The organism is Allobosea sp. GW823-FHT01F03, assembly GCF_058798075.1.
Window position 1 is genome coordinate 1,731,507 of the sequence record NZ_CM179505.1, and the last position, 22,693, is coordinate 1,754,199.

Genomic DNA, 22,693 nt, shown 5'->3' on the forward strand with positions numbered 1-22,693 from the left:
CTTTTACGCCGCGGCAACCGGCGGAACGCGATAGCCGCCGCCCAGTTTCTCGAGCATGGCCCCGACCGCGATGGCGCTGCGGTCCTCACCCATCGGCGCGACGACCTGCACGCCGAGCGGCATCCCGGCCTGCGACGGGCCGACCGGTACGGAGAGCGCCGGCAGGTCGGCGCCGGTCGCAAGGCTCGCCCAGCACAGGAAGTCGAGATAGGGCCGCTCGACACCGTCGATATCGAGCCTGCGGGCATGGAAGTCGGGCAGATGGTCGTGCTTCAGCGCGCCGACCGGGGCGGGCGGGCAGAGCAGCACGTCGTAATTCTGGAAGAAGCGGGTCCATTGCCGCTTCAGCGCGAGGCGGCGCTGCTGGACCTGCTGGTAGAGGCCGGGCGTCATGCGGGCGCCGCGGGCCTGCAGCGACTGATGCGAGAGATCGCTCGGGCTGAACCTGCCGGCCTGCGCCTGGATGCGGGCGCGCACTTTCGGCGGCAGGCCATAGGCGACGACGGCGTGGTTCAAGAGCGCATAGACCTCATAGGCTTCGCTGAAGCGGAAGCCCGGGCGGGCCGCCTCGTCGACCAGCGCGCCGGCCGCGGCGAGGCGCCGGCCGGCCTCGCGCACCGCCTCGGAAACCTCGCGGGTCACCGGCGCGAAGGGCTCGCTCGCCCAGACCGCGACGCGCAGCCCTTTGGCGTCGGCGTGGCGGGGAGCGGGCAGGGGCGGGCCGGAGACATGGGCGTCACGCGGGCCGGCGAGCACTGCGAGGACGAGGTCGAGATCCTCGGCGTGGCGGGCGATCGGGCCGGCGACCATCAGGTCGACATTGCGCGCCGTGCGCCGCTCGGGCGGCGGCGGCACGGCGCCCCAGGTCGAGACCAGGCCCCAGCTGGTCTTCAGGCCGAGCACGCCGCAGGCCTGGGCCGGCCAGCGGATCGAGGAGCCGAGATCGGAGCCGAGCTCGAAGGCCGCCATGCCGGTCGCGACGGCGATGGCGGCGCCGCCGGAGGAGCCGCCGGGCGAGTATTCGGGGTTCCAGGGATTGTTGGCGATGCCATGGGCAGGGTTGTAGCTCTGGAAATCGCCGGAGAAGACCGGAACGATGGTTTTGCCGATGATCACCACGCCGGCGGCGCGCAGGCGGGCGACGGCCGCCGCATCCTCTGCCGGAATGCGGTCCTTATAGGCCGGCAGGCCGCCGGAGGAGGGCAGGCCGGCGACGTCGAAGGCGTCCTTGATGGTGATCGGCAGGCCTTCCAGCGGGCGCGCCTGCCCCGCCGCGATGCGTCGGTCGGATTCCGCGGCCATGGCGCGCGCCGCCTCGCGATCCTGCGCGACGATGGCGTTGAGCGCGGAATTCAGCGCATCGATGCGGGCAAGGGTCGCCTCGAGCAGCTCGCTGGCGCTGAAGCGGCGGGCGATGAGGCCGGCGCGCAGGCTGGTGGCGGAGGCGGTGAGATCGATCGAAGGCATGGCTGATTCCGGCGGCCGAATACCGAATCGTAGCCTGTCCGGAAGGGCGATGAAAACGGGTCTTGCCGCACGATGCGGATCGGCATTGCGCGGCGATGGTGTCTAGGGCGCGATCGAGGCCTTGCGGGCGCGCTTGCCTTCCAGGGTTCGGAGAAACGCCTCGCCATCGCGGATCCCGAGCTCATAGGCGAAACGGATGCCGTCCCAGTCGCGGATGGTGAACTGGCTGACCGGGATCGTCTCGGACGGGCCGGTATAGGTCCGGTTCGCGACCTCGGGCACTTGCGCGAAGGGGCGGGTGAGCAGCACGAGCGTCGGCTCGCCTTGCTGCTCCAGCTCGGCCAGCGCCCAGGCCGGGGCGCTGTCGACGAGGCCGCCATCGAGCGCGGCGCGGCCCGCGACCAGACCGCCGGGCATGAAGGGCGGTACCGAGGCGCTCGCCATCAGCGCGGCGACCAGTTCGGCCGGCGTGGCACAATCGGCGATGCGGATCAGGTCGGGCACGAAGCCGAGCCTGCGCCCGGCTGTCGGATGCACGGGGCGACGCAGACGCTTTTCGAGCTGATAGGCGCCGATGCCGAGCGCTGCGGCGACGGGCAGCGGCCAGAAGCGCGGCGGCCGCGAGATCGCGATCCGGAAATCGGCCCTGGACTTTAGCTCGGTCAGGCGCTCTTCGGTGAACAGCGCGGCGAGCATGGACTGGTAGAGCTCGCCGACCGGGAAGAGGCGGCCACCCCGGCGAAAGGCTGGCCAGTCGACCTCGGAGGTCCGGCCGATGCAGGCCTCGCGCACCAGCTCGCGCACGGTCGGGCCGAGGCCGAGCGCGGTATAGAGCATGGCGAAGGCGCCGGCGCTGGCACCGACTACAAGGCGCGGATTCAGGCCGATCCCCGGCGCCACCGTTTCGTAGAAGCCGCCCTGCCAGTAGCAACGATTGCCGCCGCCGGCATAGGCCAGCCCCGCGAACATGCGCTTGACCTATGTCTCGTCGACGGCGCGGGCGAGGTCGCGCCAGGCCAGCACCAGACGGTCGAGCTCGGCAAGGTCGCCGGTCGGCAGCTTGCCGAGGGTGGAGGCGACGAAGTCGCGCTGCGTCTGCATGCCGGCCTCCGCCAGCCGCCGACCTTCGGGCGTCAGGTGCATGGCGTAGGAACGCCGGTCGCCGGCGATGGCGCGGCGCTCGACGAGCCCGGCCTGGACCAGCCGGTCGACCAGGCCGGAGACATTGCCTTTGGTGACGTAAAGCCGCTCGGCGAGTTCGCTCTGGCTGATGCCTTCGCGCTCGGTCAGGGTCGAGAGCAGATCGAATTGCGGGATGGAGAGGCCGAGCTCGCGGATGCGCGCGGTCATCTGGCCGAGCATGCGCTGGTGCAGCCGCATGAAGCGGAACCAGACGCGGTCTGGCTCGACGGGCTCAGGCACAGGGGCCGGGCGTGATGCTGGCAACGGCTCTTTCCCCCGATGGTTCATCCCTGAACTAGCTTATCTTCGGCCGTCGCGCGAGGGCTTTCGCGTCCGCACGTCCCCTGGCTATGCTGCGCAAAACAGGTAGTACCAATGGGGAGAAGGCGCATGCTGGGCTTGATGCAGGACTGGCCCCTGCTGATCCATCGGATCATCGACCATGCCGCGATCCAGCATGGCAATCGCGAGGTGGTCAGCCGCAGCGTCGAGGGGCCGATCCGGCGTACCACCTACGCAAAGGTGCGCGAGCAGGCGCTGAAGCTGGCGAAGAAGCTCTCGGGCAGCGGGGTCAAGGTCGGCGATCGCGTCGCGACGCTGGCCTGGAACACCGATCGGCATCTCGAGCTCTGGTACGGCATCACCGGCATCGGGGCGATCACGCATACGGTCAATCCCCGGCTGTTCCCCGAGCAGATCGCCTGGATCATCGATCATGCCGAAGACCGGCTGCTCTTCCTCGACCTGACCTTCGTCAAGCTGGTCGAGGGCATCCAGGACAAGCTGCCGACGATCGAGCGCTACATCATCCTGACCGATCGCGAGCACATGCCGGAGACCGCGCTGAAGGGCGCCGTCGCCTATGAGGACTGGCTCGCCGAGGGCGATGCGGATTTCGCCTGGGCGAGGCTCGACGAGAACACCGCCGCCGGGCTCTGCTACACCTCGGGCACCACGGGCGGGCCCAAGGGCGTGCTCTATTCGCACCGCTCGAACGTGCTGCACGCCATGGCCTGCGCCATGCCCGACTATATGGGCCTGTCCTCGCGCAGCGTCGTGATGCCGGTGGTGCCGCTGTTCCACGCCAATAGCTGGTCGCTGGCCTATTCGGCGCCGATGACCGGGGCGAAGCTCGTCCTGCCGGGCATGAAGCTCGACGGCGCCTCGCTGCTCGAACTCCTGAACGGCGAGGGCGTGACGCTGACCGCCGCCGTGCCGACGGTCTGGCTCGGCCTGCTGCAGCATCTCGAGGCGACCGGCGAAAAGCTCACCAGCCTGAAGCGGGTCGTGATCGGCGGCTCGGCCTGCCCGCGGGCGATGACCGAAGCCTTCGAGACAAAATACGGCGTCACCGTCGACCATGCCTGGGGCATGACCGAGACCAGCCCGATCGGCTCCTTCTGCACGATCAAGCCCGATTATGCCGATCTCGAGGGCGAGGCGCTCTATGACCTCAAGGTCAAGCAGGGCCATCCGCAGTTCACGGTCGAATTCCGGCTGACCGATGATGAGGGCAGGGAGCTGCCCTGGGACGGCAAGACCTTCGGGCGGCTGAAAGTGCGCGGCCCGGCCGTCGCCGGCGCCTATTACCGGCACGACCAGCCGATCCTCGACGAGCATGGCTTCTTCGACACCGGCGACGTCGCGACCATCGATCCGCATGGCTACATGCAAGTGACCGATCGCTCCAAGGACGTGATCAAGTCCGGCGGCGAATGGATCTCCTCGATCGAGCTCGAAAACCTCGCCATCGGCCATCCCGATGTGGCGGAAGCGGCGGTGATCGGCGTCGCCCATCCGAAATGGGATGAGCGGCCGCTCCTGGTGATCGTGCCCAAGCCCGGCCGGACGCCCGGCAAGGAGGAGATGATCGCCTTCATGACCGGCAAGGTCGCGAAATGGTGGCTACCCGACGATGTCGTGCTGGTCGAGGCGATCCCGCACACCGCGACCGGCAAGATCCAGAAGACGGCGCTGCGCGAGATGTTTCGGGAGTACCGGCTGCCCGCCGTTTAGGCGACGCCGCGGCCAGCCGATCGGCCTGGGGACAACCCGCTGTCGCGGTGCGCGGCGGGCAAAGCTTCATCCCCTCTTAACTCTGCCGGGGTACGCCTCGAAGCAGTCGTTAACCAATGTGCCGTGCTTGCTGATGTCCATGCGTCGAGTGAATTGGAATCTCCAGGCGGAAGGCGCCGATTCCCCCCTTCAGCCCCAAACCGGCCAGTCGGCTTCCGAGCCGGCCGCGGTCCGTTACTGGCGGACGCCGAGGAAGACCGCGAAGCCGCGTGTCGAGCCGGAAGTCGTCGAGGCGGAGGTCGTCGAGATCAGCCTTCCCGAACCCGAGCCCGAGCCGGAGCCAGTGCCGCTTGCCCCGGCCGAACTCGACCGCGTCCGCTTTTGGCGGACGCCGCGGCATCTGATGCAGCAGGTCTGGGGCGAGGCGCAGCTCGCCGAGATCGCCGCCGCCGAAGGCACGTCGGAAGCGATGGTCGCCGCCCTCGACAGCGAAGGCGCCGCGCACGCGCCTGCCATGGCGTGCGAGGAGGTGGAACCGGACCTTGGGATGATGCCGTCGACGCCTTTCGCCTTCCTGTCCGACGACGCCTTCTGGGAGTTCATCCCGGATGCCGAGCGGGCCGACGAGACCGCGATCGAGACCCTGGCCGAGACGCTCCCCGAGCCGGCCCTGCTGCCCGCCCCGCCGCTGCCGCCGGCTCTGGCCGAAGAGCGGCGGGTCGTTCCGCAGGCCGACGGCTTCACGGGTGCCGCGGCGACCGCGACGCCCTGGAGCGGCATGGGCTGGACGCAGAGCTATCGGCTCGATGTGAGCTTCACCGCGCCCGCCATGCCCTCCGCTCCGCCGGCAACCGCACCGGTCGAGCCGCCGGTGCAGGAAAGCCCGCCGCCGGCACAGGCGACGAAGAATGCCGTCCCGATTCTCAAGGCCGAGCGCCCGCAACGCGCGCCCGAGCCCGACGCCTCGGCGCAGCGCGCGAAGCGCCGCGGCGTCGAGATCGCGCCGGCTGTTTCGGTGGTGATCCCCGGCTTCGAGCTGCCGCCGATCGAATTCCTGGCCGAGCCGCCGCAGATCGAGAGCGCGATCCCGGTCGAGGTCCTGCAGCAGAATGCGGGCTTCCTCGAAGGCGTGCTGGAGGACTTCAATGTCCGCGGCGAGGTCGTCCAGGCCTGCCCCGGCCCTGTTGTGACGCTTTACGAATTGGAGCCTGCACCGGGGACCAAGTCGTCGCGGGTGATTTCGCTGGCGGACGACATCGCACGTTCGATGAGCGCGATCTCGGCGCGCGTCGCGGTGGTGCAGGGCAAGAACGCGATCGGCATCGAGCTGCCCAACACCAAGCGCGAGACCGTCTTCCTGCGCGAATTGCTGGCGAGCCAGGACTTCGAGGCGACCAAGCACAAGCTGGCGCTCTGCCTCGGCAAGACCATCGGCGGCGAGCCGGTGATCGCCGACCTTGCCCGCATGCCGCATCTGCTCGTCGCCGGCACCACCGGCTCGGGCAAGTCGGTGGCGATCAACACCATGATCCTCTCGATCCTCTACCGGCTGAAGCCGGAGGAGTGCCGGCTGATCATGGTCGATCCGAAGATGCTCGAGCTCTCGGTCTATGACGGCATCCCGCATCTGCTGACCCCGGTCGTCACCGACCCGAAGAAGGCGGTGGTCGCCCTGAAATGGGCGGTGCGCGAGATGGAGGAGCGCTACAAGAAGATGTCGAAGCTCGGTGTGCGCAACATCGACGGCTTCAATGTCCGCGTGGCGGAGGCAGCCGCGGCCGGAGAGGTGATCACCCGCACGGTGCAGACCGGCTTCGACCGCCATACCGGCGAGGCGATCTACGAGGAAGAGGCGATGGCGCTCGAGCCCTTGCCCTATATCGTGGTGATCGTCGACGAGATGGCCGATCTGATGATGGTCGCCGGCAAGGAGATCGAGGGCACGATCCAGCGCCTCGCCCAGATGGCGCGCGCGGCCGGCATCCATGTCGTGCTGGCGACGCAGCGCCCCTCGGTCGACGTCATCACCGGCACGATCAAGGCGAACTTCCCGACGAGGATCTCCTTCCAGGTCACCTCGAAGATCGATAGCCGCACCATTTTGGGCGAGATGGGCGCCGAGCAGCTGCTCGGCCAGGGCGACATGCTCTACATGGCCGGCGGCGGGCGGATCACCCGCGTGCACGGCCCCTTCGTCTCGGATGCCGAGGTCGAGAAGGTGGTGGCGCATCTGAAGACGCAAGGCCGGCCGGACTATCTCGACGCCGTCCTCGCCGAGGAGGAGGAGGGTGCCGGTGCGGAGGAGGACGGCGCCGTCTTCGACAAGACCGGCATGGGCCAGGCCGAGAGCGAGGATCCATACGACCAGGCGGTCGCCGTCGTGCTGCGCGACAAGAAGGCCTCGACCTCCTACATCCAGCGCCGCCTGCAGATCGGCTACAACCGCGCCGCCTCGATCATGGAGCGCATGGAGAACGAGGGCATCGTCGGCCCCGCAAACCACGCAGGTAAACGCGAGATCCTGGTGGAAAGCCTGCCCGAGCGCGAAGGCTGAGCCGGCTCCGGCGCCCTCGACCATGAAGCGGTCAACAACTGGGCGCCTGATCCGGCCGGGAAGCCGAGGGTGAGGACGATACCCGTCCCCGCCGCCGCGGTGTCAGGGGGAGCTCTGGCCCATGTCCAGCGCTGGCGTGCCTGCGAAGACCGCGTTCGTCATGGCTGGGGGCGGCAGTTTCGGCGCCATTCAGGTCGGCATGCTGCGCTCGCTGGCGCGGCGCGGCATCGTTGCCGATCTCGTCGTCGGATCGAGCGTTGGGGCGCTGAACGGAGCCTACTATGCCAGCAATCCGACCCCTGAAGGGGTCGGACAGCTGGAGGCGATCTGGCGTGGCCTGCGGCGCAGCGACGTGTTTCCGCTGAGTTGGAAGTCGCTGGCCGGGTTTCTCTACCGGCGGGATTTCCTCACCACTTCGGACGCGCTGCGCGCCCTCGTCGAGCGCCATCTCAGCTATCGCAATCTCGAAGACGCGGCAGTTCCGCTGCACATCGTCGCCACCGATATCCTGTCCGGCGACACGGTCGTGCTCTCGAGCGGGCCGGCGGTGGAGGCCGTCATCGCGAGCGTGGCCATTCCGGCGGCCTTTGCGCCCGTGCGGCTCAACGGTCTCTATCTCGCCGACGGTGCGATCTCGAGCAATACGCCGGTCAAGGTCGCGATCGCACGCGGCGCGCGGCGCCTGATCGTCCTGCCCACCGGCTACGCCTGCGCCCTCGACAAGCCGCCAGTCGGGGCGATGGCCAGCGCCCTGCATGCGCTGACCCTGCTGATCGCCCGGCAATTATACATCGAGCTCGCCGGGCTCGATGACGATATCTCGTTTTTTGTCCTGCCGCCGCTCTGCCCACTCACTGGCTCGCCCTACGACTTCTCGCAGACCGGCGCGCTGATCGATCGTGCTGCCAGGAGCACGGACGCCTGGATCGAGAAGGGCGGCCTCGACCGACCGGGCGTCCTGGCGCATTTCGAGACGCACAGGCACGCGCCGCGGCACAGCCTGCGCGACCTTGCGCCCCGCCATTGAAGCAGAGACTGCCCCTCAGCCGGGCAGGGGCTTCTCGACTCGTAGTTCCCCGGAAAGGAAGGCGCTGAGCGCGCGGGCCGCGGCGCCGGGGCGTCCCGGGGCGAGATGCAGCGCGATCTCGGAAGCGGGCAGGGCGGGAAGCCCGTGCTCGGTGCCGAGCAGGCGCAGGCCGGGCCGTGCGGTGCCGGCCTTGACCACGGTCAGCGCGGCGCCAGCCGCCGCCATCGCCTCGACGGCGCCGATGCTGGAGCTGGAGAACAGGATGCGCCAGCCGAGCCCGGCCTCGTTCAGCGCCTCCAGCGCCCATTCGCGATACATGTTCGGCGCCTTCAACAAGGCGAGCGGCAGCGGGCCGGCGAGCGAGAGATCATGCCGGTCGGAGGCCGCCCAGGCGGTGCGCTCGGTGCGCAGCACCTCGCCGCGCCCGTCGCCGGCGCGCTGGGTGGCGAGCACGAGGTCGAATTCCTCGCCAAGCGCATTCATCAGATCGCGGGTGAAGCCGGTGGTGACCTCGAGCTCGACCTCCGTATGCGAGCGGGCGAAGCGGGCGAGGGTTTCGGGCAGGACGATGGTGGCGTAGTCGTCCATCACGGCAAGGCGGACGCGTCCTGACACGCCCTGTGCCCTGACCACGTCGAGCGCCTCGTCATGCAGTGCGACGATGCGGCGGGCATAGCCGAGGAAATCCTCGCCGGCGCGGGTCAGCAGCACCTCCTGCGGCGAGCGCCGCAGCAGGGTCTGGCCGGCGATCTCCTCGAGCCGGCGCACTTGCGTCGAGATGGTCGACTGCGTCCGCGACAGGGCGGCGGCGGCACGGGTGAAGGAGCGCAATTCGGCGATGGTGACGAAGGAGCGCAGCAGGTCGATGTCGATGTTGCGGAGCGCCGTCACGCCATTCCCTTTTCCAGCCCTCATCCTGAGGAGCAGCCAAAGGCTGCGTCTCGAAGGATGCTCCAGCAGGCCCCGGAGATATCTGAACCATCCTTCGAGACGCGATCTACGATCGCTCCTCAGGATGAGGGCTGAGTTTTCCTACACAGCCCATTTCGCGCCCGCAGCATGGACCGCGCCGATGGTCAAAATCGAATAATTCAATTTTGGCTGGTCAGCCGCGGTCGCTAGCCTTAGTCCCAAACTCTCTGTTTGAGCGTATGGGCGAAGAGGTCAAGCATGCCGAGGTTGAGATCCGCCACCACCACCCATGGCCGCAACATGGCCGGCGCCCGTGGGCTCTGGCGCGCCACCGGCATGAAGGATTCGGATTTCGGCAAGCCGATCATCGCGGTGGTGAACTCGTTCACCCAGTTCGTGCCGGGTCATGTCCATCTGAAAGATCTCGGCCAGCTCGTCGCGCGCGAGATCGAGAAGGCCGGCGGCGTCGCCAAGGAATTCAACACCATTGCGGTCGATGACGGCATCGCCATGGGCCATGACGGCATGCTCTATTCGCTGCCCTCGCGTGAGCTGATTGCCGACAGCGTCGAGTACATGGTCAACGCCCATTGTGCCGACGCCATGGTCTGCATCTCGAATTGCGACAAGATCACGCCAGGCATGCTGATGGCGGCGATGCGCCTCAACATCCCGACCGTCTTCGTCTCGGGCGGCCCGATGGAGGCCGGCAAGTTCATCGCCGAGGGCGTGCTGAAGAAGGTCGATCTGGTCGATGCCATGGTCGCTGCCGCCGACAGCAACCTCAGCGACAGCGAAGTCGAGGTGATCGAGCGCTCGGCCTGCCCGACCTGCGGCTCCTGCTCGGGCATGTTCACCGCCAATTCGATGAACTGCCTGACCGAGGCGCTCGGCCTCGCGCTCCCGGGCAATGGCTCGACGCTGGCGACCCATGCCGACCGCAAGCGCCTCTTCGTCGAGGCCGGCCATCTGATCGTCGACATCGCCAAGCGCTGGTACGAGCAGGACGACGTCTCGGTGCTGCCGCGCAATGTCGCGAGCTTCAAGGCCTTCGAGAACGCGATGACGCTCGACATCTCGATGGGCGGCTCGACCAACACCGTGCTGCACCTGCTGGCAGCGGCGCATGAGGCCGAGATCGACTTCACCATGGCCGATATCGACCGGCTGTCGCGCAATGTCCCGGTGCTGTGCAAGGTCGCGCCCTCGGTCGCCAACGTCCATATGGAGGACGTGCACCGCGCCGGCGGCATCATGGCGATCCTCGGTGAGCTCGATCGCGCCGGGCTGATCGACACCTCGCTGCCGACCGTGCATGCCGCGACGATGGCTGAGGCGCTCGAGCGCTGGGACATCAGGCAGACCACCAGCGAGGCGGTGAAGAGCTTCTACAGCGCCGCGCCGGGCGGCGTGCCGACGCAGACCGCCTTCAGTCAGGACCGGCGCTATGCCGAGCTCGATCTCGACCGCGAGACCGGCGTGATCCGCGACAAGGCGCATGCCCATTCGCAGGATGGCGGCCTTGCCGTGCTCTACGGCAACATCGCGCTCGATGGCTGCATCGTGAAGACGGCCGGCGTTGACGCCTCGATCCTGACCTTCTCGGGCGCCGCGGTGATCTTCGAGAGCCAGGACGCGGCGGTCGAGGGCATCCTCAACAACAAGGTCAAGCCCGGCGAGATCGTGCTGATCCGCTATGAGGGGCCGCGCGGCGGGCCGGGCATGCAGGAAATGCTCTATCCGACCAGCTATCTGAAGTCGAAAGGGCTCGGAAAGGCCTGTGCGCTGGTCACCGACGGGCGCTTCTCGGGCGGCTCCTCCGGCCTCTCCATCGGCCATGTCTCGCCGGAAGCGGCGGAAGGGGGCGCGATCGGCCTGGTCGAGGGCGGCGACGTCATCGAGATCGACATCCCGAACCGCAGCATCAACCTGAAGATCTCCGACGAGGAGCTGGCGCGCCGCCGCGCCGCGATGGAGGCCAAGGGCAAGGATGCCTGGAAGCCGGCGGCGCCGCGCAAGCGCAAGGTCTCGACCGCGCTGAAGGCCTATGCGGCGCTGGCGACCAGCGCGGCGAAGGGGGCGGTCCGGGCAATCGACTGAGCGCGTCGCCCGGGCCTTTCCCGGTCGTCCCGGGCGAGCGCAGCCCGACCCGGGATCCATGCCGGAGCCTGTTCCGGCGAAGTTCAGGCTGGGATCCCGGCTCTGTGCCGCCTCGCGGCGCCGGCCGGGATGACCCACCAGGAAGCGGTGCCGAAATCGCCCGCTTGCCTTCCGCGCGGCGCTCGGCCACCTAAGAGGCATGCACCGCCGTCTCGTCTTCGAGGAACCGGTTTCGCGTGCGGCGATCTGGAGCCGCCGGCTGGCGCTGTTCGGTCTGACGGTCGTCGTGCTCGCGGTGGTGATCTTCCGCTTCGGGCAGCCTTCGGTGGAAAGGCTGGCGCCGATCGCCGGAGCCTATGTCTTCGTTCTGCTGGCCCTGCTGCTGTCGCTCGCCGCCTTCGTGCGGATCTGGCAGGACGGGCATCGCGGCATCGGCATCGCCGCCTTCGCCTTCGTGCTCAGCCTGCTCCTGCTGCTGCCGGTGGCTTATGCCGGTTTCCAGCTCGCGACGCTGCCGCTGCTCAGCGACGTCTCGACCGATATCGAGGAGCCGCCGGCCTTCAGCCGCTCGCGCGTCGCGCTCGCGGCGCGTCAGGGGCTGGTGCCGCCGGATGTGCCGGCCGAGCGGCGCAAGGCGCAGCGCCAAGGCTATCCGCGCGCTTTGCCGATCGTGCTCGAGCTGCCGGCCGAGGTCGCCTATGACATTGCCCGCAAAGCCTCCGTCAATCTCGGCTGGCGGGTGCTGGAGGGCGCGGCGCCGGGTGGGCGCAGCGGCGCGGGGCGGCTCGATGCGGTGGCGCATTCGCGCGTGCTGCGCCTGGTCGACGATATCACCATCCGGATCCGGCCGCGCGCCGATGGCAGCCGGATCGACATCCGTTCAGCCTCGCGGCTCGGCGGTTTCGATTTCGGCGGCAATGCCAGGCGCATCGCCGCCTTCGAGGAGGAGGTGAAGCTGCTGGTGGAGTTGCGCTGAGGCTCCGCTCTCAAGCCAATTGGTAGCGGCTCGCCAGCGCGGGCAGGGCGTCGTCGCAGAGCACGATGCCGCGCGCGACCAGATCCTCGAGCTGTGCGAGGACCGAGAGCGAGGCGGCGCCATGCAGCGCCGGTGCCAGATCCAGATAGATCATCGGCACCATGGCGGAGATCGTCTCGTCGCCGGCCCGCAGCCGGTTGAGAATCGCCGCTTCGCGCTGGCGCCGGTGCTGCACCAGCCCGCGCAGGAAACGCTGCGGCTCACGCACCGGCCCGCCATGGCCCGGCCAGTAGAGGCGATGGTCCGCGCCGCGCAGCTTCTCGATCGAGGCCATATAGGCGACCATCGAGCCGTCGGGCGGCGCGACGATCGAGGTCGACCAGGCCATGACATGGTCGCCGGAGAACAGCGTCTCCTCCTCGTCGAGGGCGAAGGCGAGATGGTTGGCGGTGTGGCCGGGCGTCTCGACCGCGCGCAGGCTCCAGCCCTGGCCGGAAACGGCGTCGCCATCACCCATCACCAGATCCGGCGCGTAGTCCCTGTCGGCTGCGGCGTCGAGCGGGTTGATCTCGCCGAGCGCGAGCTCGCGGGCGGGGCGGTGCGGGCTGCAACCGACGATCGCGGCGCCGGTCGCGGCCTTGATGGCGCGGCTCGCCGGAGAATGGTCGCGATGGGTGTGGGTGATGACGATCTGCTCGACGCTCTCGCCCGCGACTGCCGCGAGCAGGCTGGCGACATGGGCGGGGTCGTCGGGGCCGGGGTCGATGATCGCGACCTTGCCGTGGCCGATTATGTAGCTGCAGGTGCCGGTGAAGGTCATCGGCCCGCCATTGCCGGCGACGATGCGACGGACCAGCGGCGAAAGCTGCACCACAGTACCAGAGCTCAGCGCCTCGCGGTCGAAGGTGAGCGGCTCGGCCATCTCGTTGCCCGTCCTCTGTTCGCGGCTCTGGTTCATGACTGCATCCGGGGCCGGCCGGCCCTGTGCCGCGCGCGGCCGTTCTAGAGCATCATGCCGAGAAGTGGAAACCGCTTTTCGGGCGAATCGGACGCTTTCACAAAGAGATAGATCGTCAATCGGCATCCACCGGCAGGCTCGGAGGTCCGGCCGCCGGGGCGCAGGGCGCCATGCATGGGCGGCACCCTCGCCGAGGGGATGTCGGCGAGCTCAGCCGCCGGGCTTGCTGTCGGTGCAGACCTTCTTCACCGGCTGGAGGAACATGTCGAGCTCCAGCAGCTTACCGCAACGGTCGCAGCCGGCGAGCGTAAGCGCCAGGCCGAGGATTGCAGCGATTCGAACGATGCGCGTCATTGCCGGCCCTGCTCCGCTTGCCGGGACATAGCCTAGCGAAAGCCGGTCGGGGGCGCCAAGGGGCGAAAGTGCTGGAGCCGGCGCCATCTGCCGTCGAGAAATGCCGGGCCGCTTTCTGTGCCCACAGGCTACTCGCCCCTCGCGATCCTATCCGTCTCGTGATCGCTGATCGCGTCGCTTTCGGGCACGGCGCCGGGGCGACGCGGCCGGCACGGAACGGGAGGTGACGGCGAGCGCCCCGAGCGAATGGCCGCCGATCTGTCGGGCGGCCATTCGCTCGCTGGCCTGATCGGCAAAAAAAGAAAGGGCGCCCTGAGGCGCCCTCTTAACCAGTTGACTTAACTGGAAATTTTGGTCGGAGTGGCAGGATTTGAACCTGCGACCCCCTCGTCCCGAACGAGGTGCTCTACCAGGCTGAGCCACACTCCGATCAACTGGTGGCCGGCTTATAGCCAGCCGCTTGATGCTGCGCAACAGGCAACCGACAGGAAAACGCAAACTTCTGCAGAAAGCTGCGATGGCGCCTGTCAGGGCCAAGACATCTTGTGATCGACGCCGATCCGATATTGCGCGCTTCGCTGCTGCGCTCTAGAAGGCAAGCCGCATTGGGGCGTCGCCAAGTGGTAAGGCAGCGGTTTTTGGTACCGCCATTCGGAGGTTCGAATCCTCCCGCCCCAGCCATTTTTCTCGATTTTTCAATAAGTTGGCGTTCAGTGAGTGACACTCAGCGACTCTGAGCGACCCTCGGACTCGGCCACTTTGTCCATGAATTGACTGTAGCGCGCCGCGATCTTTGAGACGGTTCGCCGCGATCTTTGAGACAAGGCCGTAGCGCGCTGCGATCTTTCCCAGAAGGTCTAAAACCGCGTAGCGAAGCCAGCGGCATCTGATTGCGCGCGCGGGCTGACGCTCTCGGGGGCCGCTCGGGTGCCGCAGTTCTCGCAAACTAGATGCGCGGCAATGTCCGCCAGCTTGTGGTTCCCCAGGATGCCCGGCATCAGGCGCCAGGGGATTTGCTTCATGACCCTGCAGGGCTCGTATCGCAATGCCAGATGCGCTGGTCCGCATGGATGCGTTGTGGGCGGTTTCCATCGCTAGACCGCTAAAACAGTACTTCGTCCATGTTCGCGGGTGTCGGCATGTTGTGGCGCGGCTGGCCCTGCATCCCTGGCGATTCCGAATCCGCCGCAAAACCTACCGGACGCGCGATGAGGCTCGGCAGGACCTGTTCGATGAGATGGAAATGTTCCGCAAGCCCAGACGCACGCATGTCAGGAGCGGGATGCTGTCACCCGCCGTGTCCGGACGACAGCACGATATCCAGCCCGACCGCGTCTACGAAACCCGGGACCATTCAAATCGATAGAACGGATCCCGCAAACCGGATTCCGGCGGGCGAGATCAGCGATAGACGAGATCGCGCAGAGCCAGCGAAATCCAGGGTGCGTATGTGATCAGCATCAGGCAGGCCAGCACAACGCCGATGAACGGCATCAGCGATTTCGTCATGCGATCGAGCGAGATCCTCGCCACGGCGCAGGCTGCGAAGAGATTGACGCCGAAGGGAGGCGTGATCATCCCGAGCGCCAGATTGACGACCATGACCATGCCGAAATGGACGGGGTCGATGCCGAAGCTGGCTGCGACGGGCGCAAGGATCGGCGCCAGCACGATGATCGCGGCCGAGGTCTCGATGAACATGCCGATGATGAAGAGGAACAGGTTCACCGCGAGCAGGAACGACCAGCCGCTGTCGAAGGTCGCGATGATGTAGGCGCCGATCTGCGCGGGAACGCCGGCGCGCGTCAGCAGGAAGCTGAACAGCCCCGCCATCGCGATGATCATCATGATCACCGAGGACGATATCACCGACTTGCGCAGGATCGCGATCACACCGGGCAGATCGAGCTCGCGGTAGATGAGGCAGCTGACGATCAGCGCGTAGAAAACGGCGACGATCGATGCCTCCGTGGGGGTGAACACCCCTCCGTAGATGCCACCGAGGATGATCACCGGCATCATCAGCGCCAGCCCCGCCGCGCGCGTCGCCGGCAGGACTCCGAGGCGGCCCTCCCGGTCGGTCTTGCCGTAGCCCTTGATGCGGCACCAGAGCCAGACCGCCAGCATCAGCGCGCCAGCGATCAGGAAGCCCGGCCCGAAGCCGGCGACGAAGAGCTCGCCGATCGAGACTTCGGCCGCCACGCCATAAAGGATCATCGGGATGGATGGGGGGATGATGACGCCGAGTTCCGCCGCGCTCGCCTGCAAGGACGCCGCGAAGGGCAATGGATAGCCGTGCCGGACCATGGCCGGGATCAGGATCGCGCCGATCGCGAAGGTCGTGGCGACGCTGGAGCCCGAAACCGCAGCGAAGATCATGCAGGTCAGGATGCAGGAGCAAGCCAGCCCGCCCTGCACGCCGCCGACGAGGCTCTTGGCGAAATCGACGAGCCTTCGCGAGATGCCGCCTTCGCCCATCAGATTGCCGGCGAGGATGAAGAAGGGCACCGCAGCGAGCGGGAACTTGTCGAGCGCGGCGAAGGCCTGCTGCGCCACGAGGACCAGAGGCAACTGCGTGTGAAGTCCAAGCCCCGCGACCGCCGCCAGCCCCACTGCGATAGCGACAGGCACGGAGCACAGGAACAGGACGCACATCGTGACGAGCATGGTCGCGGTCATGATCGGCTCCTCAGACCGCGGTTTCGAGTTCTTCGCGGCGCGGGTCGAAGAAGTGCGCAACGACGGCCAGCATCGAGACCAGGGCGCCCGCCGGGATCGCGGCATAGGCATAGCTCACCGGGATCTCGAGACCGGCGAGGTTCTGGAAGCGCACGCGGTCGGTCAGATCGATGCCGAACCAGACGAGGACGCCGAGCAAGGCAAGAGTCACCAGCGCGATCAGCCCCTCGAGCACGCGGCGCCTCCGGCCACGCACCAGCCGATAGAGCAGATCGACTGAAACCAGCGAGCCGGCCCGCACCGCCGCCGCAAGCCCGAGATAGGCCATCCAGATCAGCATCATCCGGATCAGCGGCTCCGACCAGGTCGCCGGCTCCTGCAGGATGAACCGGGTGAGCACCTGGAAGAGGCCGGCGCAGGCGGCAACCGCCATCGCGACGCAGCCCAGGCCGAGCGCTGCGCCGGTGACGAGGCGCTCGGTCGCGAGCAGCAGCGCGACCGGCCGGTTCGGCTGCGCGCTCACTTCTGGTCCTTGATGCGCGCGATCGTCGCTTCGCCGAAGCGCTTGCCGAGTTCGGCGAAAGCCGGCTTCAGCAGGTCCTGGAACTTGGCGGTGTCGACCTTCTCGACGACCTGCAGGCCGAGCTTGCGCAATTCGTCGATGCCGGTCTTCTCCACCTTCGCAACCTCGTCCTTGCAGATCGCCATGGCGCGGCGCCCGGCCTCGACGAACAGCTTCCGGTCCTCCGGCGACAGCGCTTCGAAGGCGCGCGGTGCCATGACGAAGCCGACCGGCGTGAAGGCGTGGTTGGTGATGGTGAGATACTTCTGCACCTGGCCGAACTTGTTGTTGAGGATAGCGCCGATCGGATTTTCCTGTCCGTCCACGACGCCCTGCTGCAGCGCCGTGAACACCTCGGGCAGCGCCATCGGCGTCGGCAGAGCACCGAGCGCGCGCCAGACCTGGAGATGGATCTGGTTCTCCTGGGTGCGGATCTTCAGGCCCTTGACGTCTTCGGGGGCGTTGACCGGCCGGCGGCTATTGGTGAGCTGACGAAAGCCGATGCCCCCGAAGGCCAGGCCCTGCAGGCCCTTGGCCTTGAACTTGGCCAGGATCTCCTGGCCGATCGGACCGTCGAGCACAGCCTGCGCGTGGTCGAAGTCGCGGAACAGGAACGGAATGTCGAAGACCTGAACCTCGGGCACGAAATTGGCGATGACCGAGGTCGAGGGGACGGTCAGGTCGACGGTGCCGATCTGCAGGCCTTCCAGCACCTCGCGATCGCCACCCAGCGCTCCGCCGGGATGCAGACGAATCTCGATGCGGCCATTGGTCTTGGCCTTGATCTCCTCGGCGAAGGCGGTCATCGCGACGCCTTCGGGCGCCGTGGCGCGACCGACGAAAGCCAGGTTGAGCACCTTGGGCTGCTGCGCCGAGGCGGATGAGAAGCCGGCGAGGCAGGCCGCGCCCAGAAGCGCGGAACGGAGAATGGCGGTCAGTCGCATGGTCGTCTCCTCTGTGATGACGGTCGCGGTTGGATCCGACGAGCCGGTTATTCGATGGTCCAGTGGCTGGTGATGAAGGGTTCGAGCCGCTCAGGCGTCAGGTCGAGGCCCAGTCCCGGTGCGTCCGGGACGGCAACCGCGCCGTCGGCGTCTAGGGGATGGCTGGCAAAGGCGGTGCGCAGCGGATTTTCCGACGGATCATACTCGAACAGTGGCCAGCGCTGGCGGCCGCGCCGCTCCGGCAGGCAGGCGGCGAAATGCAGCGACGCCTGGAAGTTGACGACCGAGCCCCAGACATGGGGAACCAGCGCGACCTCGAACGCCTCGCACAGAGCCGAAATCCGCATGCCTTCGGAAAGCCCGCCGCACAGCCCGAGATCGGGCTGGACGAAGTCGAAGACGCCGGCCGCCAGGTAGTCGCGGAAGGCCCGCAGTCCGAAAAGGGCCTCGCCTCCCGCCAGCGGAATCGGCGAGGCCGCGGCAAAGCGGCGATAGCCTGGCAGGTTGTCGTGAGCGATCGGCTCCTCGAGCCAGACCGGGTCGACCTCGGCGAGGCGCTGCGCGATCGCGAGCCCACCTTCGACGGAAAAGCCCTCGTTCAGGTCGATCATCAACGGCATCGTCTCGCCGATCTGCGCGCGGACCTTGCGAGCCGTTGCGCCGTCGCAGGCCGGATCGGTGCCCATCCTGAGCTTGATCGCCCGGAAGCCGGCATCGAGATAGCCGGCGATATCGGCCACGAAATCACGATAGGGCGCGCTGCCGGGCTTCATGAACGGGCCACTGACATAGGCCGGGATCCGGCTGCGCAGCTTGCCGCCGAGCAGGGCGTGAACCGGCTTGCCGGCGATCTGGCCGGCGAGATCCCAAAGCGCGACGTCGAGCCCACCGAGCGCCATCGTTGAGATGCCGCGCCGGTCATAGCCCAGTCGCGCGGCCATGGCCTGCCAGCCGGCCTGCGGCAGCGTCGCATCATGGCCGATCAGCGCCGGCGCGAAGTGCTCCCGCACAAGCGCCGCGGCCGCGCCGGGATAGGCCCAGCTTTCGCCCCAGCCGACCGCACCGCTATCGCTCACCACCCGCAGCAGCAGCGCGCCGCGGCGGTCGAACATCTGCCGGGAATTGCCGATGGTCTGGCTCAGCTTGGCGCAGAGCTCGAACCCGTCGATGCGGATGATCCTGGGAGGCGTTGAAAGCATGACAAGTGATGAACCGAGGCAGGGAAGCCATCGTAAAGCATCTTTGCCAACGCTAATCTAATTTGATTATCTACGGCACGATTCATCAGAAATCCAAATATGGAATGCCATGGGCCTGAGGTTCACCATCGCGCAGCTCGAGGCTTTCTTCTGGACCGCCCGGCTGGGTTCCCTCAGCAAGGCGGCCAGCCACCTTCACATGTCGCAGCCGACCATTTCGCTGCGCCTGCGGGATCTCGAACAGGCGCTCGACGTCAAGCTCTTCCAGCGCAACGGCCGTGGGCTCGTGGCGACCGCCGACGGCCTCGCGCTCCTGCCGCGCGCCGCGGCGCTGCTGGAGGAGGCGGACCGGATCATGCTCCAGACGGACCCGGAGGTGGTGACGGGAAGCATCCGCGTCGGCTTTGCGGAGGGCTTCGCGATGACCTGCCTGCCGACGCTGCTCGAGACTGTGCGGAGCGACTATCCGTTGTTGAAGGCAGAATATGTGGTCTCGATCAGCTATGAATTGGAGCGAGAGCTGAACGACCGGCATCTCGATCTCGCCGTGCTGGTCAACCCTATCGGCAGGCCCGGCATGAAGCTCGTCCCGCTCGGCGTGCAGGACACGGCCTGGGTCGCCTCGGTGAAATGGGGGCTGGGACCGGAAGTGCGCCCGCGCGATCTGGTCGGCCTGCCGATCGTCAGCAATCAGCCGCGATCGGCGATGTTCCGCCAGATCAAGGACTGGTTCGCCACTGCCGGCCTCGAACCGCTGAGCCACGATCTGTGCAACAGCGTCGCCGTCATCGGCCATCTCGTCTCGTCGGGTGTGGCGCTCGGGGTGCTGCCGGCCCGCATGATGGAAGCGGAAGTCGGGGCTGGACTGGTCACCGTCCTGCGATCGGTGCCGGACCTGATCCATGGCCGGGTCTATGCGAGCTATCCCGAGGGCGGCCTGACCGCACCGGTGAGCGCGATGGTGAAATCGATCCAGAAGGCTCTGGAGGCCATCGACTACCTCAAGGTCGATGGGGCGAGCTGAGTGGCCAAGCCCGAATACAAGCAGCGGGGTGTCAGGCTTCCGAGCCCAGCGGCGACAACAGGAACGGAACCTGGCCCAGGACACGTTGCGCCGCGGCGATGACCGCCTCGATCTCGGCCGTGGCCCCGCCGATGCGATGACCGGCGCAGACGGCTGCATGAGGAAACTCAGGCACGGAGCGTAGCTTGATGACGCTCCCGCTCACGAGGACCGGCTCCATCAGCTTCACGGGCAGGAAGGCGGCAGCAACGCCCTCCTGGACCAGATGGGCAATGACCATCTGGCCCGTGCAGAAGTCGAGCCGTCGGGGTTTCACATCCGCTGCGCTGAACCAGTCGGTGATCTGCCGATGCATGGCAGAGGGGGGAGGGTTGGTCAGGATCTGACAGTCCTGCAGATCGGCTGGTCGCACGATCGGGCCCAGTCGCAGGCTCTCGGCCGCAACCCATGCAGCCTCCTGGCGTCCAAGCTCGACCAATCTGATGGCCGCGCCGTCGCTGGGATGAACCAGAATGGCGAGATCGAGTCGGTGTTCGCGCAACTCGTCCTCAAGCTGCGTGCTCGTCGCGATAGACAATTCGAGGCGCAGCATCGGATGGAGCGCGGCAAGGTCTTTGAGGATTCTGGGCAGGCAAGCGACCGCGAATGTTTCCGGCATGCCGACCTTCACCGTGCCGTGCAGGGCGCCGGTCGACCCCGCCCGTTCGCGCATGCGCGCGAGTTCCTCGATGATCGATATGGCGTGCCCGAAGAGCTGCTCTCCGTCGGGGCTCAGTCTCAATGTCGCGCCGGATCGCTCGAAGACCCTGACGCCGAGCTCGTCCTGAAGGGATTTCAGCCGCAGCGACACAGTGGGCTGAGCCAGGAAGAGATGTCTGGCTGCGGACTGCACGGAGCCCAGCCGGGCTGTCCAGACAAAGGCCTCCAGTTCCGCAATCGTCGGGCGCATTGAAAAATCCAATGTGATCTAACGAGATAATCCAATTGGATTTACGATTGCAATGCGGCTTAGGCTTCTCACCAGAAGTCGGATAGCCGACCCGCCAGGGGAGAAGATGATGCAGCGACCGATCCGCACTTTGACGTTCCTCGCGAGCTTCGGCCTGTCGGCCATGGCTGCGCAGGCCCAGGACTTTCCCAAGATCAATCTGAAAGTGTCTGGCGGGAACCAGACGCAGAACCTGTTCCAGAAGGTCTACAAGCCGTTCTTCACGGAGACGCTTTCCGCGAAGACGAACGGCGCGATCACGACGACCTTCGGATCGCTGGAGGAACTCGGCCTGCGTGGACCCGAGGTGCTGCGCCTGCTTCGCCAGGGTGTGTTCGACATCTCCGAAGCGACGATGAGCTACATGGCCGGCGAGGATTCCCGGTTCGACGGCCTCGACCTGCCCGGCGTCACGGTCGACATCGCCACCCAGCGCAAGGCCGCCGACGCCTTCCGGCCCGCCCTCGCGAAGGCCCTGGAGACCAAATACAACACCAAGCTCCTGAGCATGAGCCCGGTCGCAGCGCAGATGTTCTACTGCAAGGGCGATGTCGCCGGGCTCGACTCGCTACGCGGCAAGGCGGTGCGGACCTTCAACCGCGCCATGTCGCAAATGGTCGAGGGCGCCGGCGGCTCCTCGGTGAACGTGCCCTTCGCAGAGGTGATCCCGGCGATGCAGCGCGGCGTCGCCCAATGCGCCGTGACCGGCACCTCGGCCGGCAATACGGCACGCTGGTGGGAGGTGAGCGATCATCTCTACGCGCTGCCGATGGGCTGGTCGATGACGTTCTTCGGCGCCAATCTGCGCAGTTGGTCGCGGCTGGATGAGAAGACGCGGACCTTCCTCGAGCAACAATTCGCCGAGCTCGAGGATCGCATGTGGGCGCAGGCCGGCAGCGACATCCAGGACGGCGTGAACTGCAATACCGGCCTCGGCCCGTGCAAGGATGGCATCGAAGCCAATCCCAAGATGAAGTTCGTCACCGTGTCCGATACGGACAAGGCTGCGGCGCAGAAGATCCTGCGCGAGCGTATTCTGCCAGATTGGGCCAAGCGCTGTGGCGCCGAATGTGTGGCCGAGTGGAACGCCACCGTCGGCAAGGTCGCGGGCATCGAGGCGACGGCGCAGTAGCGCCGCCGCCCAGCGAGGCGCATCACATGGTGGGATTTCACACACTCGTCGCGGTCGTCTCGCTCTGGATGGCCCGCATCGGCGGTCTGATGCTCGTCGGATCGGCGGTGGTGATCACCGTCGAGATCCTGGCACGCAAGGTGATCCATATCCCCTTCAGCGTCGGCACGGAATTGTCGAGTTATGCGCTCGCGATCTCCGCCAGCTGGTCCTTCAGCTACGCCCTGCTGAACCGCGCACATGTGCGCATCGACGTGGTCCGGAACTGGATGCCACCCGGCATCCGCTTCGGCCTCGACGTTCTCGCGCTGGGCGCGCTCGGTGCGGTGGCGCTGATCCTCGCCTGGTTCGCCTGGGATACGGTCTATGCCTCCTGGGAGCTCGGGGCGCGGGAAAACACCTCGCTCGGCACGTTGCTGGTGATCCCGCAAGGCCTCTGGTTCGTCGGGCTGGTCTGGTTCGCGCTTGTCTGTGTGGAACAGCTGGGTTGCGTCGCCCTGGCGCTGATGCGCGGCGACGGAGCCGCGGCCAGCGCGATCGTCACGACGCCTGATGTCGCTGACGAGATCGAAGAGGCACTCGAAGCCGTCGACGCGCAACCCGTGATCCCGAGATAAGC

At 67.1% G+C, this 22,693-nt stretch carries 19 protein-coding genes, 2 tRNA genes and 1 pseudogene; 10 read left to right on the forward strand and 12 right to left on the reverse strand.

The features are described from left to right. Nucleotides 1–3 precede the first annotated feature (3 nt). The 3 genes from AC3RCC_RS08110 to AC3RCC_RS08120 form a co-directional block, all read right to left on the reverse strand. Nucleotides 4–1,467 (reverse strand): amidase family protein, encoded by a 1,464-nt coding sequence (locus AC3RCC_RS08110; RefSeq protein WP_492258116.1) that lies wholly within the window; start codon nucleotides 1,465–1,467, stop codon nucleotides 4–6. A 102-nt stretch (nucleotides 1,468–1,569) separates the two neighbouring features. Beyond that, nucleotides 1,570–2,436: a patatin-like phospholipase family protein gene (locus AC3RCC_RS08115; protein ID WP_492258117.1), complete on the reverse strand. Its 867-nt coding sequence runs from the start codon at nucleotides 2,434–2,436 to the stop codon at nucleotides 1,570–1,572. Nucleotides 2,437–2,445: 9 nt separating this feature from the next. Beyond that, nucleotides 2,446–2,847: a MarR family winged helix-turn-helix transcriptional regulator gene (locus AC3RCC_RS08120; RefSeq protein WP_316017707.1), complete on the reverse strand. Its 402-nt coding sequence runs from the start codon at nucleotides 2,845–2,847 to the stop codon at nucleotides 2,446–2,448. Between the two features lie 192 nt (nucleotides 2,848–3,039). On the opposite strand from AC3RCC_RS08120, the gene AC3RCC_RS08125 reads away from it, so the two are divergent. The 3 genes from AC3RCC_RS08125 (at nucleotide 3,040) to AC3RCC_RS08135 (ending at nucleotide 8,246) form a co-directional block, all read left to right on the forward strand. Further along, nucleotides 3,040–4,665 (forward strand): long-chain-fatty-acid--CoA ligase, encoded by a 1,626-nt coding sequence (locus tag AC3RCC_RS08125; RefSeq protein ID WP_492258118.1) that lies wholly within the window; start codon nucleotides 3,040–3,042, stop codon nucleotides 4,663–4,665. A 133-nt stretch (nucleotides 4,666–4,798) separates the two neighbouring features. Continuing rightward, complete coding sequence (locus AC3RCC_RS08130) at nucleotides 4,799–7,219, forward strand: DNA translocase FtsK (RefSeq protein ID WP_492258119.1); 2,421 nt, start codon at nucleotides 4,799–4,801, stop codon at nucleotides 7,217–7,219. A 121-nt stretch (nucleotides 7,220–7,340) separates the two neighbouring features. Next, entirely contained in the window at nucleotides 7,341–8,246 is a 906-nt protein-coding gene (locus AC3RCC_RS08135; protein WP_291642781.1) for a patatin-like phospholipase family protein, read from the forward strand. A gap of 15 nt (nucleotides 8,247–8,261) precedes the next feature. Here the strand turns inward: AC3RCC_RS08135 and AC3RCC_RS08140 are convergent, their stop codons facing one another. Continuing rightward, nucleotides 8,262–9,137 carry a LysR substrate-binding domain-containing protein gene (locus AC3RCC_RS08140; protein WP_291642779.1) on the reverse strand — a complete coding sequence of 292 codons (876 nt, stop codon included), beginning with the start codon at nucleotides 9,135–9,137 and terminating at the stop codon, nucleotides 8,262–8,264. Nucleotides 9,138–9,416: 279 nt separating this feature from the next. Between AC3RCC_RS08140 and ilvD the strand changes: the two genes are divergently transcribed. Next, nucleotides 9,417–11,258 carry a dihydroxy-acid dehydratase gene (gene ilvD / locus AC3RCC_RS08145; protein WP_492258120.1) on the forward strand — a complete coding sequence of 614 codons (1,842 nt, stop codon included), beginning with the start codon at nucleotides 9,417–9,419 and terminating at the stop codon, nucleotides 11,256–11,258. Between the two features lie 199 nt (nucleotides 11,259–11,457). Then, nucleotides 11,458–12,234: a DUF1499 domain-containing protein gene (locus tag AC3RCC_RS08150; RefSeq protein ID WP_492258121.1), complete on the forward strand. Its 777-nt coding sequence runs from the start codon at nucleotides 11,458–11,460 to the stop codon at nucleotides 12,232–12,234. A 10-nt stretch (nucleotides 12,235–12,244) separates the two neighbouring features. On the opposite strand, the gene AC3RCC_RS08155 is transcribed toward AC3RCC_RS08150, so the two are convergent. The 3 genes from AC3RCC_RS08155 to AC3RCC_RS08165 form a co-directional block, all read right to left on the reverse strand. Then, nucleotides 12,245–13,192, reverse strand: a complete 948-nt coding sequence (locus tag AC3RCC_RS08155) for an MBL fold metallo-hydrolase (protein ID WP_291644414.1) — start codon at nucleotides 13,190–13,192, stop codon at nucleotides 12,245–12,247. Nucleotides 13,193–13,402: 210 nt separating this feature from the next. Continuing rightward, entirely contained in the window at nucleotides 13,403–13,546 is a 144-nt protein-coding gene (locus AC3RCC_RS08160) for a hypothetical protein (protein ID WP_291644416.1), read from the reverse strand. Nucleotides 13,547–13,898: 352 nt separating this feature from the next. Continuing rightward, nucleotides 13,899–13,975: transfer RNA gene (locus tag AC3RCC_RS08165), tRNA-Pro, on the reverse strand. A gap of 177 nt (nucleotides 13,976–14,152) precedes the next feature. Here AC3RCC_RS08165 and AC3RCC_RS08170 point away from each other — a divergent pair. Both AC3RCC_RS08170 and AC3RCC_RS08175 read left to right on the forward strand, forming a co-directional pair. Beyond that, a tRNA-Gln gene (locus tag AC3RCC_RS08170) sits at nucleotides 14,153–14,227 on the forward strand. Between the two features lie 490 nt (nucleotides 14,228–14,717). Further along, nucleotides 14,718–14,912 (forward strand): annotated as a pseudogene (locus AC3RCC_RS08175) (hypothetical protein); the annotation flags it as partial. A 35-nt stretch (nucleotides 14,913–14,947) separates the two neighbouring features. Here AC3RCC_RS08175 and AC3RCC_RS08180 read toward each other — a convergent pair. The 4 genes from AC3RCC_RS08180 to AC3RCC_RS08195 are packed head-to-tail and all read right to left on the reverse strand — an operon-like array spanning nucleotide 14,948 to nucleotide 18,930. After that, nucleotides 14,948–16,225 carry a TRAP transporter large permease gene (locus tag AC3RCC_RS08180; protein WP_452119395.1) on the reverse strand — a complete coding sequence of 426 codons (1,278 nt, stop codon included), beginning with the start codon at nucleotides 16,223–16,225 and terminating at the stop codon, nucleotides 14,948–14,950. Between the two features lie 10 nt (nucleotides 16,226–16,235). After that, on the reverse strand, nucleotides 16,236–16,748 hold the full coding sequence (locus AC3RCC_RS08185; RefSeq protein ID WP_492258122.1) for a TRAP transporter small permease: 513 nt from the start codon (nucleotides 16,746–16,748) through the stop codon (nucleotides 16,236–16,238). Beyond that, the gene (locus tag AC3RCC_RS08190) at nucleotides 16,745–17,731 is read right to left on the reverse strand and encodes a TRAP transporter substrate-binding protein (RefSeq protein ID WP_492258123.1); all 987 of its coding nucleotides are present in this window, start codon (nucleotides 17,729–17,731) and stop codon (nucleotides 16,745–16,747) included. Before AC3RCC_RS08190 ends, AC3RCC_RS08185 begins: the two co-directional genes overlap by 4 nt. A 47-nt stretch (nucleotides 17,732–17,778) precedes the next feature. After that, on the reverse strand, nucleotides 17,779–18,930 hold the full coding sequence (locus AC3RCC_RS08195) for a mandelate racemase/muconate lactonizing enzyme family protein (protein WP_492258124.1): 1,152 nt from the start codon (nucleotides 18,928–18,930) through the stop codon (nucleotides 17,779–17,781). Between the two features lie 109 nt (nucleotides 18,931–19,039). On the opposite strand from AC3RCC_RS08195, the gene AC3RCC_RS08200 reads away from it, so the two are divergent. Further along, entirely contained in the window at nucleotides 19,040–19,954 is a 915-nt protein-coding gene (locus AC3RCC_RS08200) for a LysR family transcriptional regulator (RefSeq protein WP_291637160.1), read from the forward strand. 31 nt (nucleotides 19,955–19,985) lie between these two features. Here AC3RCC_RS08200 and AC3RCC_RS08205 read toward each other — a convergent pair whose 3' ends face one another. Further along, nucleotides 19,986–20,903, reverse strand: coding sequence for a LysR family transcriptional regulator (locus AC3RCC_RS08205; RefSeq protein ID WP_492258125.1), 918 nt, complete (start codon nucleotides 20,901–20,903; stop codon nucleotides 19,986–19,988). Between the two features lie 109 nt (nucleotides 20,904–21,012). On the opposite strand from AC3RCC_RS08205, the gene AC3RCC_RS08210 reads away from it, so the two are divergent. Continuing rightward, a complete protein-coding gene (locus tag AC3RCC_RS08210) occupies nucleotides 21,013–22,074 on the forward strand; it encodes a TRAP transporter substrate-binding protein (RefSeq protein WP_291637156.1) in 1,062 nt (353 codons plus the stop codon). A 26-nt stretch (nucleotides 22,075–22,100) separates the two neighbouring features. Beyond that, a complete protein-coding gene (locus AC3RCC_RS08215) occupies nucleotides 22,101–22,691 on the forward strand; it encodes a TRAP transporter small permease subunit (RefSeq protein WP_291637154.1) in 591 nt (196 codons plus the stop codon). Nucleotides 22,692–22,693 lie beyond the last annotated feature (2 nt).

Bases quoted from the DNA above. Each gene is read 5' to 3' on its own strand.
- AC3RCC_RS08130 (WP_492258119.1), top strand. From the start codon at position 4,799: ATGTCCATGCGTCGAGTGAATTGGAATCTCCAGGCGGAAGGCGCCGAT.
- AC3RCC_RS08125 (WP_492258118.1), top strand. From the start codon at position 3,040: ATGCTGGGCTTGATGCAGGACTGGCCCCTGCTGATCCATCGGATCATC.
- AC3RCC_RS08195 (WP_492258124.1), bottom strand. From the start codon at position 18,930: ATGCTTTCAACGCCTCCCAGGATCATCCGCATCGACGGGTTCGAGCTC.
- AC3RCC_RS08200 (WP_291637160.1), top strand. From the start codon at position 19,040: ATGGGCCTGAGGTTCACCATCGCGCAGCTCGAGGCTTTCTTCTGGACC.
- AC3RCC_RS08180 (WP_452119395.1), bottom strand. From the start codon at position 16,225: ATGACCGCGACCATGCTCGTCACGATGTGCGTCCTGTTCCTGTGCTCC.
- AC3RCC_RS08155 (WP_291644414.1), bottom strand. From the start codon at position 13,192: ATGAACCAGAGCCGCGAACAGAGGACGGGCAACGAGATGGCCGAGCCG.
- AC3RCC_RS08210 (WP_291637156.1), top strand. From the start codon at position 21,013: ATGCAGCGACCGATCCGCACTTTGACGTTCCTCGCGAGCTTCGGCCTG.
- AC3RCC_RS08115 (WP_492258117.1), bottom strand. From the start codon at position 2,436: ATGTTCGCGGGGCTGGCCTATGCCGGCGGCGGCAATCGTTGCTACTGG.
- ilvD (WP_492258120.1), top strand. From the start codon at position 9,417: ATGCCGAGGTTGAGATCCGCCACCACCACCCATGGCCGCAACATGGCC.
- AC3RCC_RS08160 (WP_291644416.1), bottom strand. From the start codon at position 13,546: ATGACGCGCATCGTTCGAATCGCTGCAATCCTCGGCCTGGCGCTTACG.
- AC3RCC_RS08120 (WP_316017707.1), bottom strand. From the start codon at position 2,847: ATGCGGCTGCACCAGCGCATGCTCGGCCAGATGACCGCGCGCATCCGC.
- AC3RCC_RS08150 (WP_492258121.1), top strand. From the start codon at position 11,458: ATGCACCGCCGTCTCGTCTTCGAGGAACCGGTTTCGCGTGCGGCGATC.
- AC3RCC_RS08110 (WP_492258116.1), bottom strand. From the start codon at position 1,467: ATGCCTTCGATCGATCTCACCGCCTCCGCCACCAGCCTGCGCGCCGGC.
- AC3RCC_RS08205 (WP_492258125.1), bottom strand. From the start codon at position 20,903: ATGCGCCCGACGATTGCGGAACTGGAGGCCTTTGTCTGGACAGCCCGG.
- AC3RCC_RS08135 (WP_291642781.1), top strand. From the start codon at position 7,341: ATGTCCAGCGCTGGCGTGCCTGCGAAGACCGCGTTCGTCATGGCTGGG.
- AC3RCC_RS08190 (WP_492258123.1), bottom strand. From the start codon at position 17,731: ATGCGACTGACCGCCATTCTCCGTTCCGCGCTTCTGGGCGCGGCCTGC.
- AC3RCC_RS08215 (WP_291637154.1), top strand. From the start codon at position 22,101: ATGGTGGGATTTCACACACTCGTCGCGGTCGTCTCGCTCTGGATGGCC.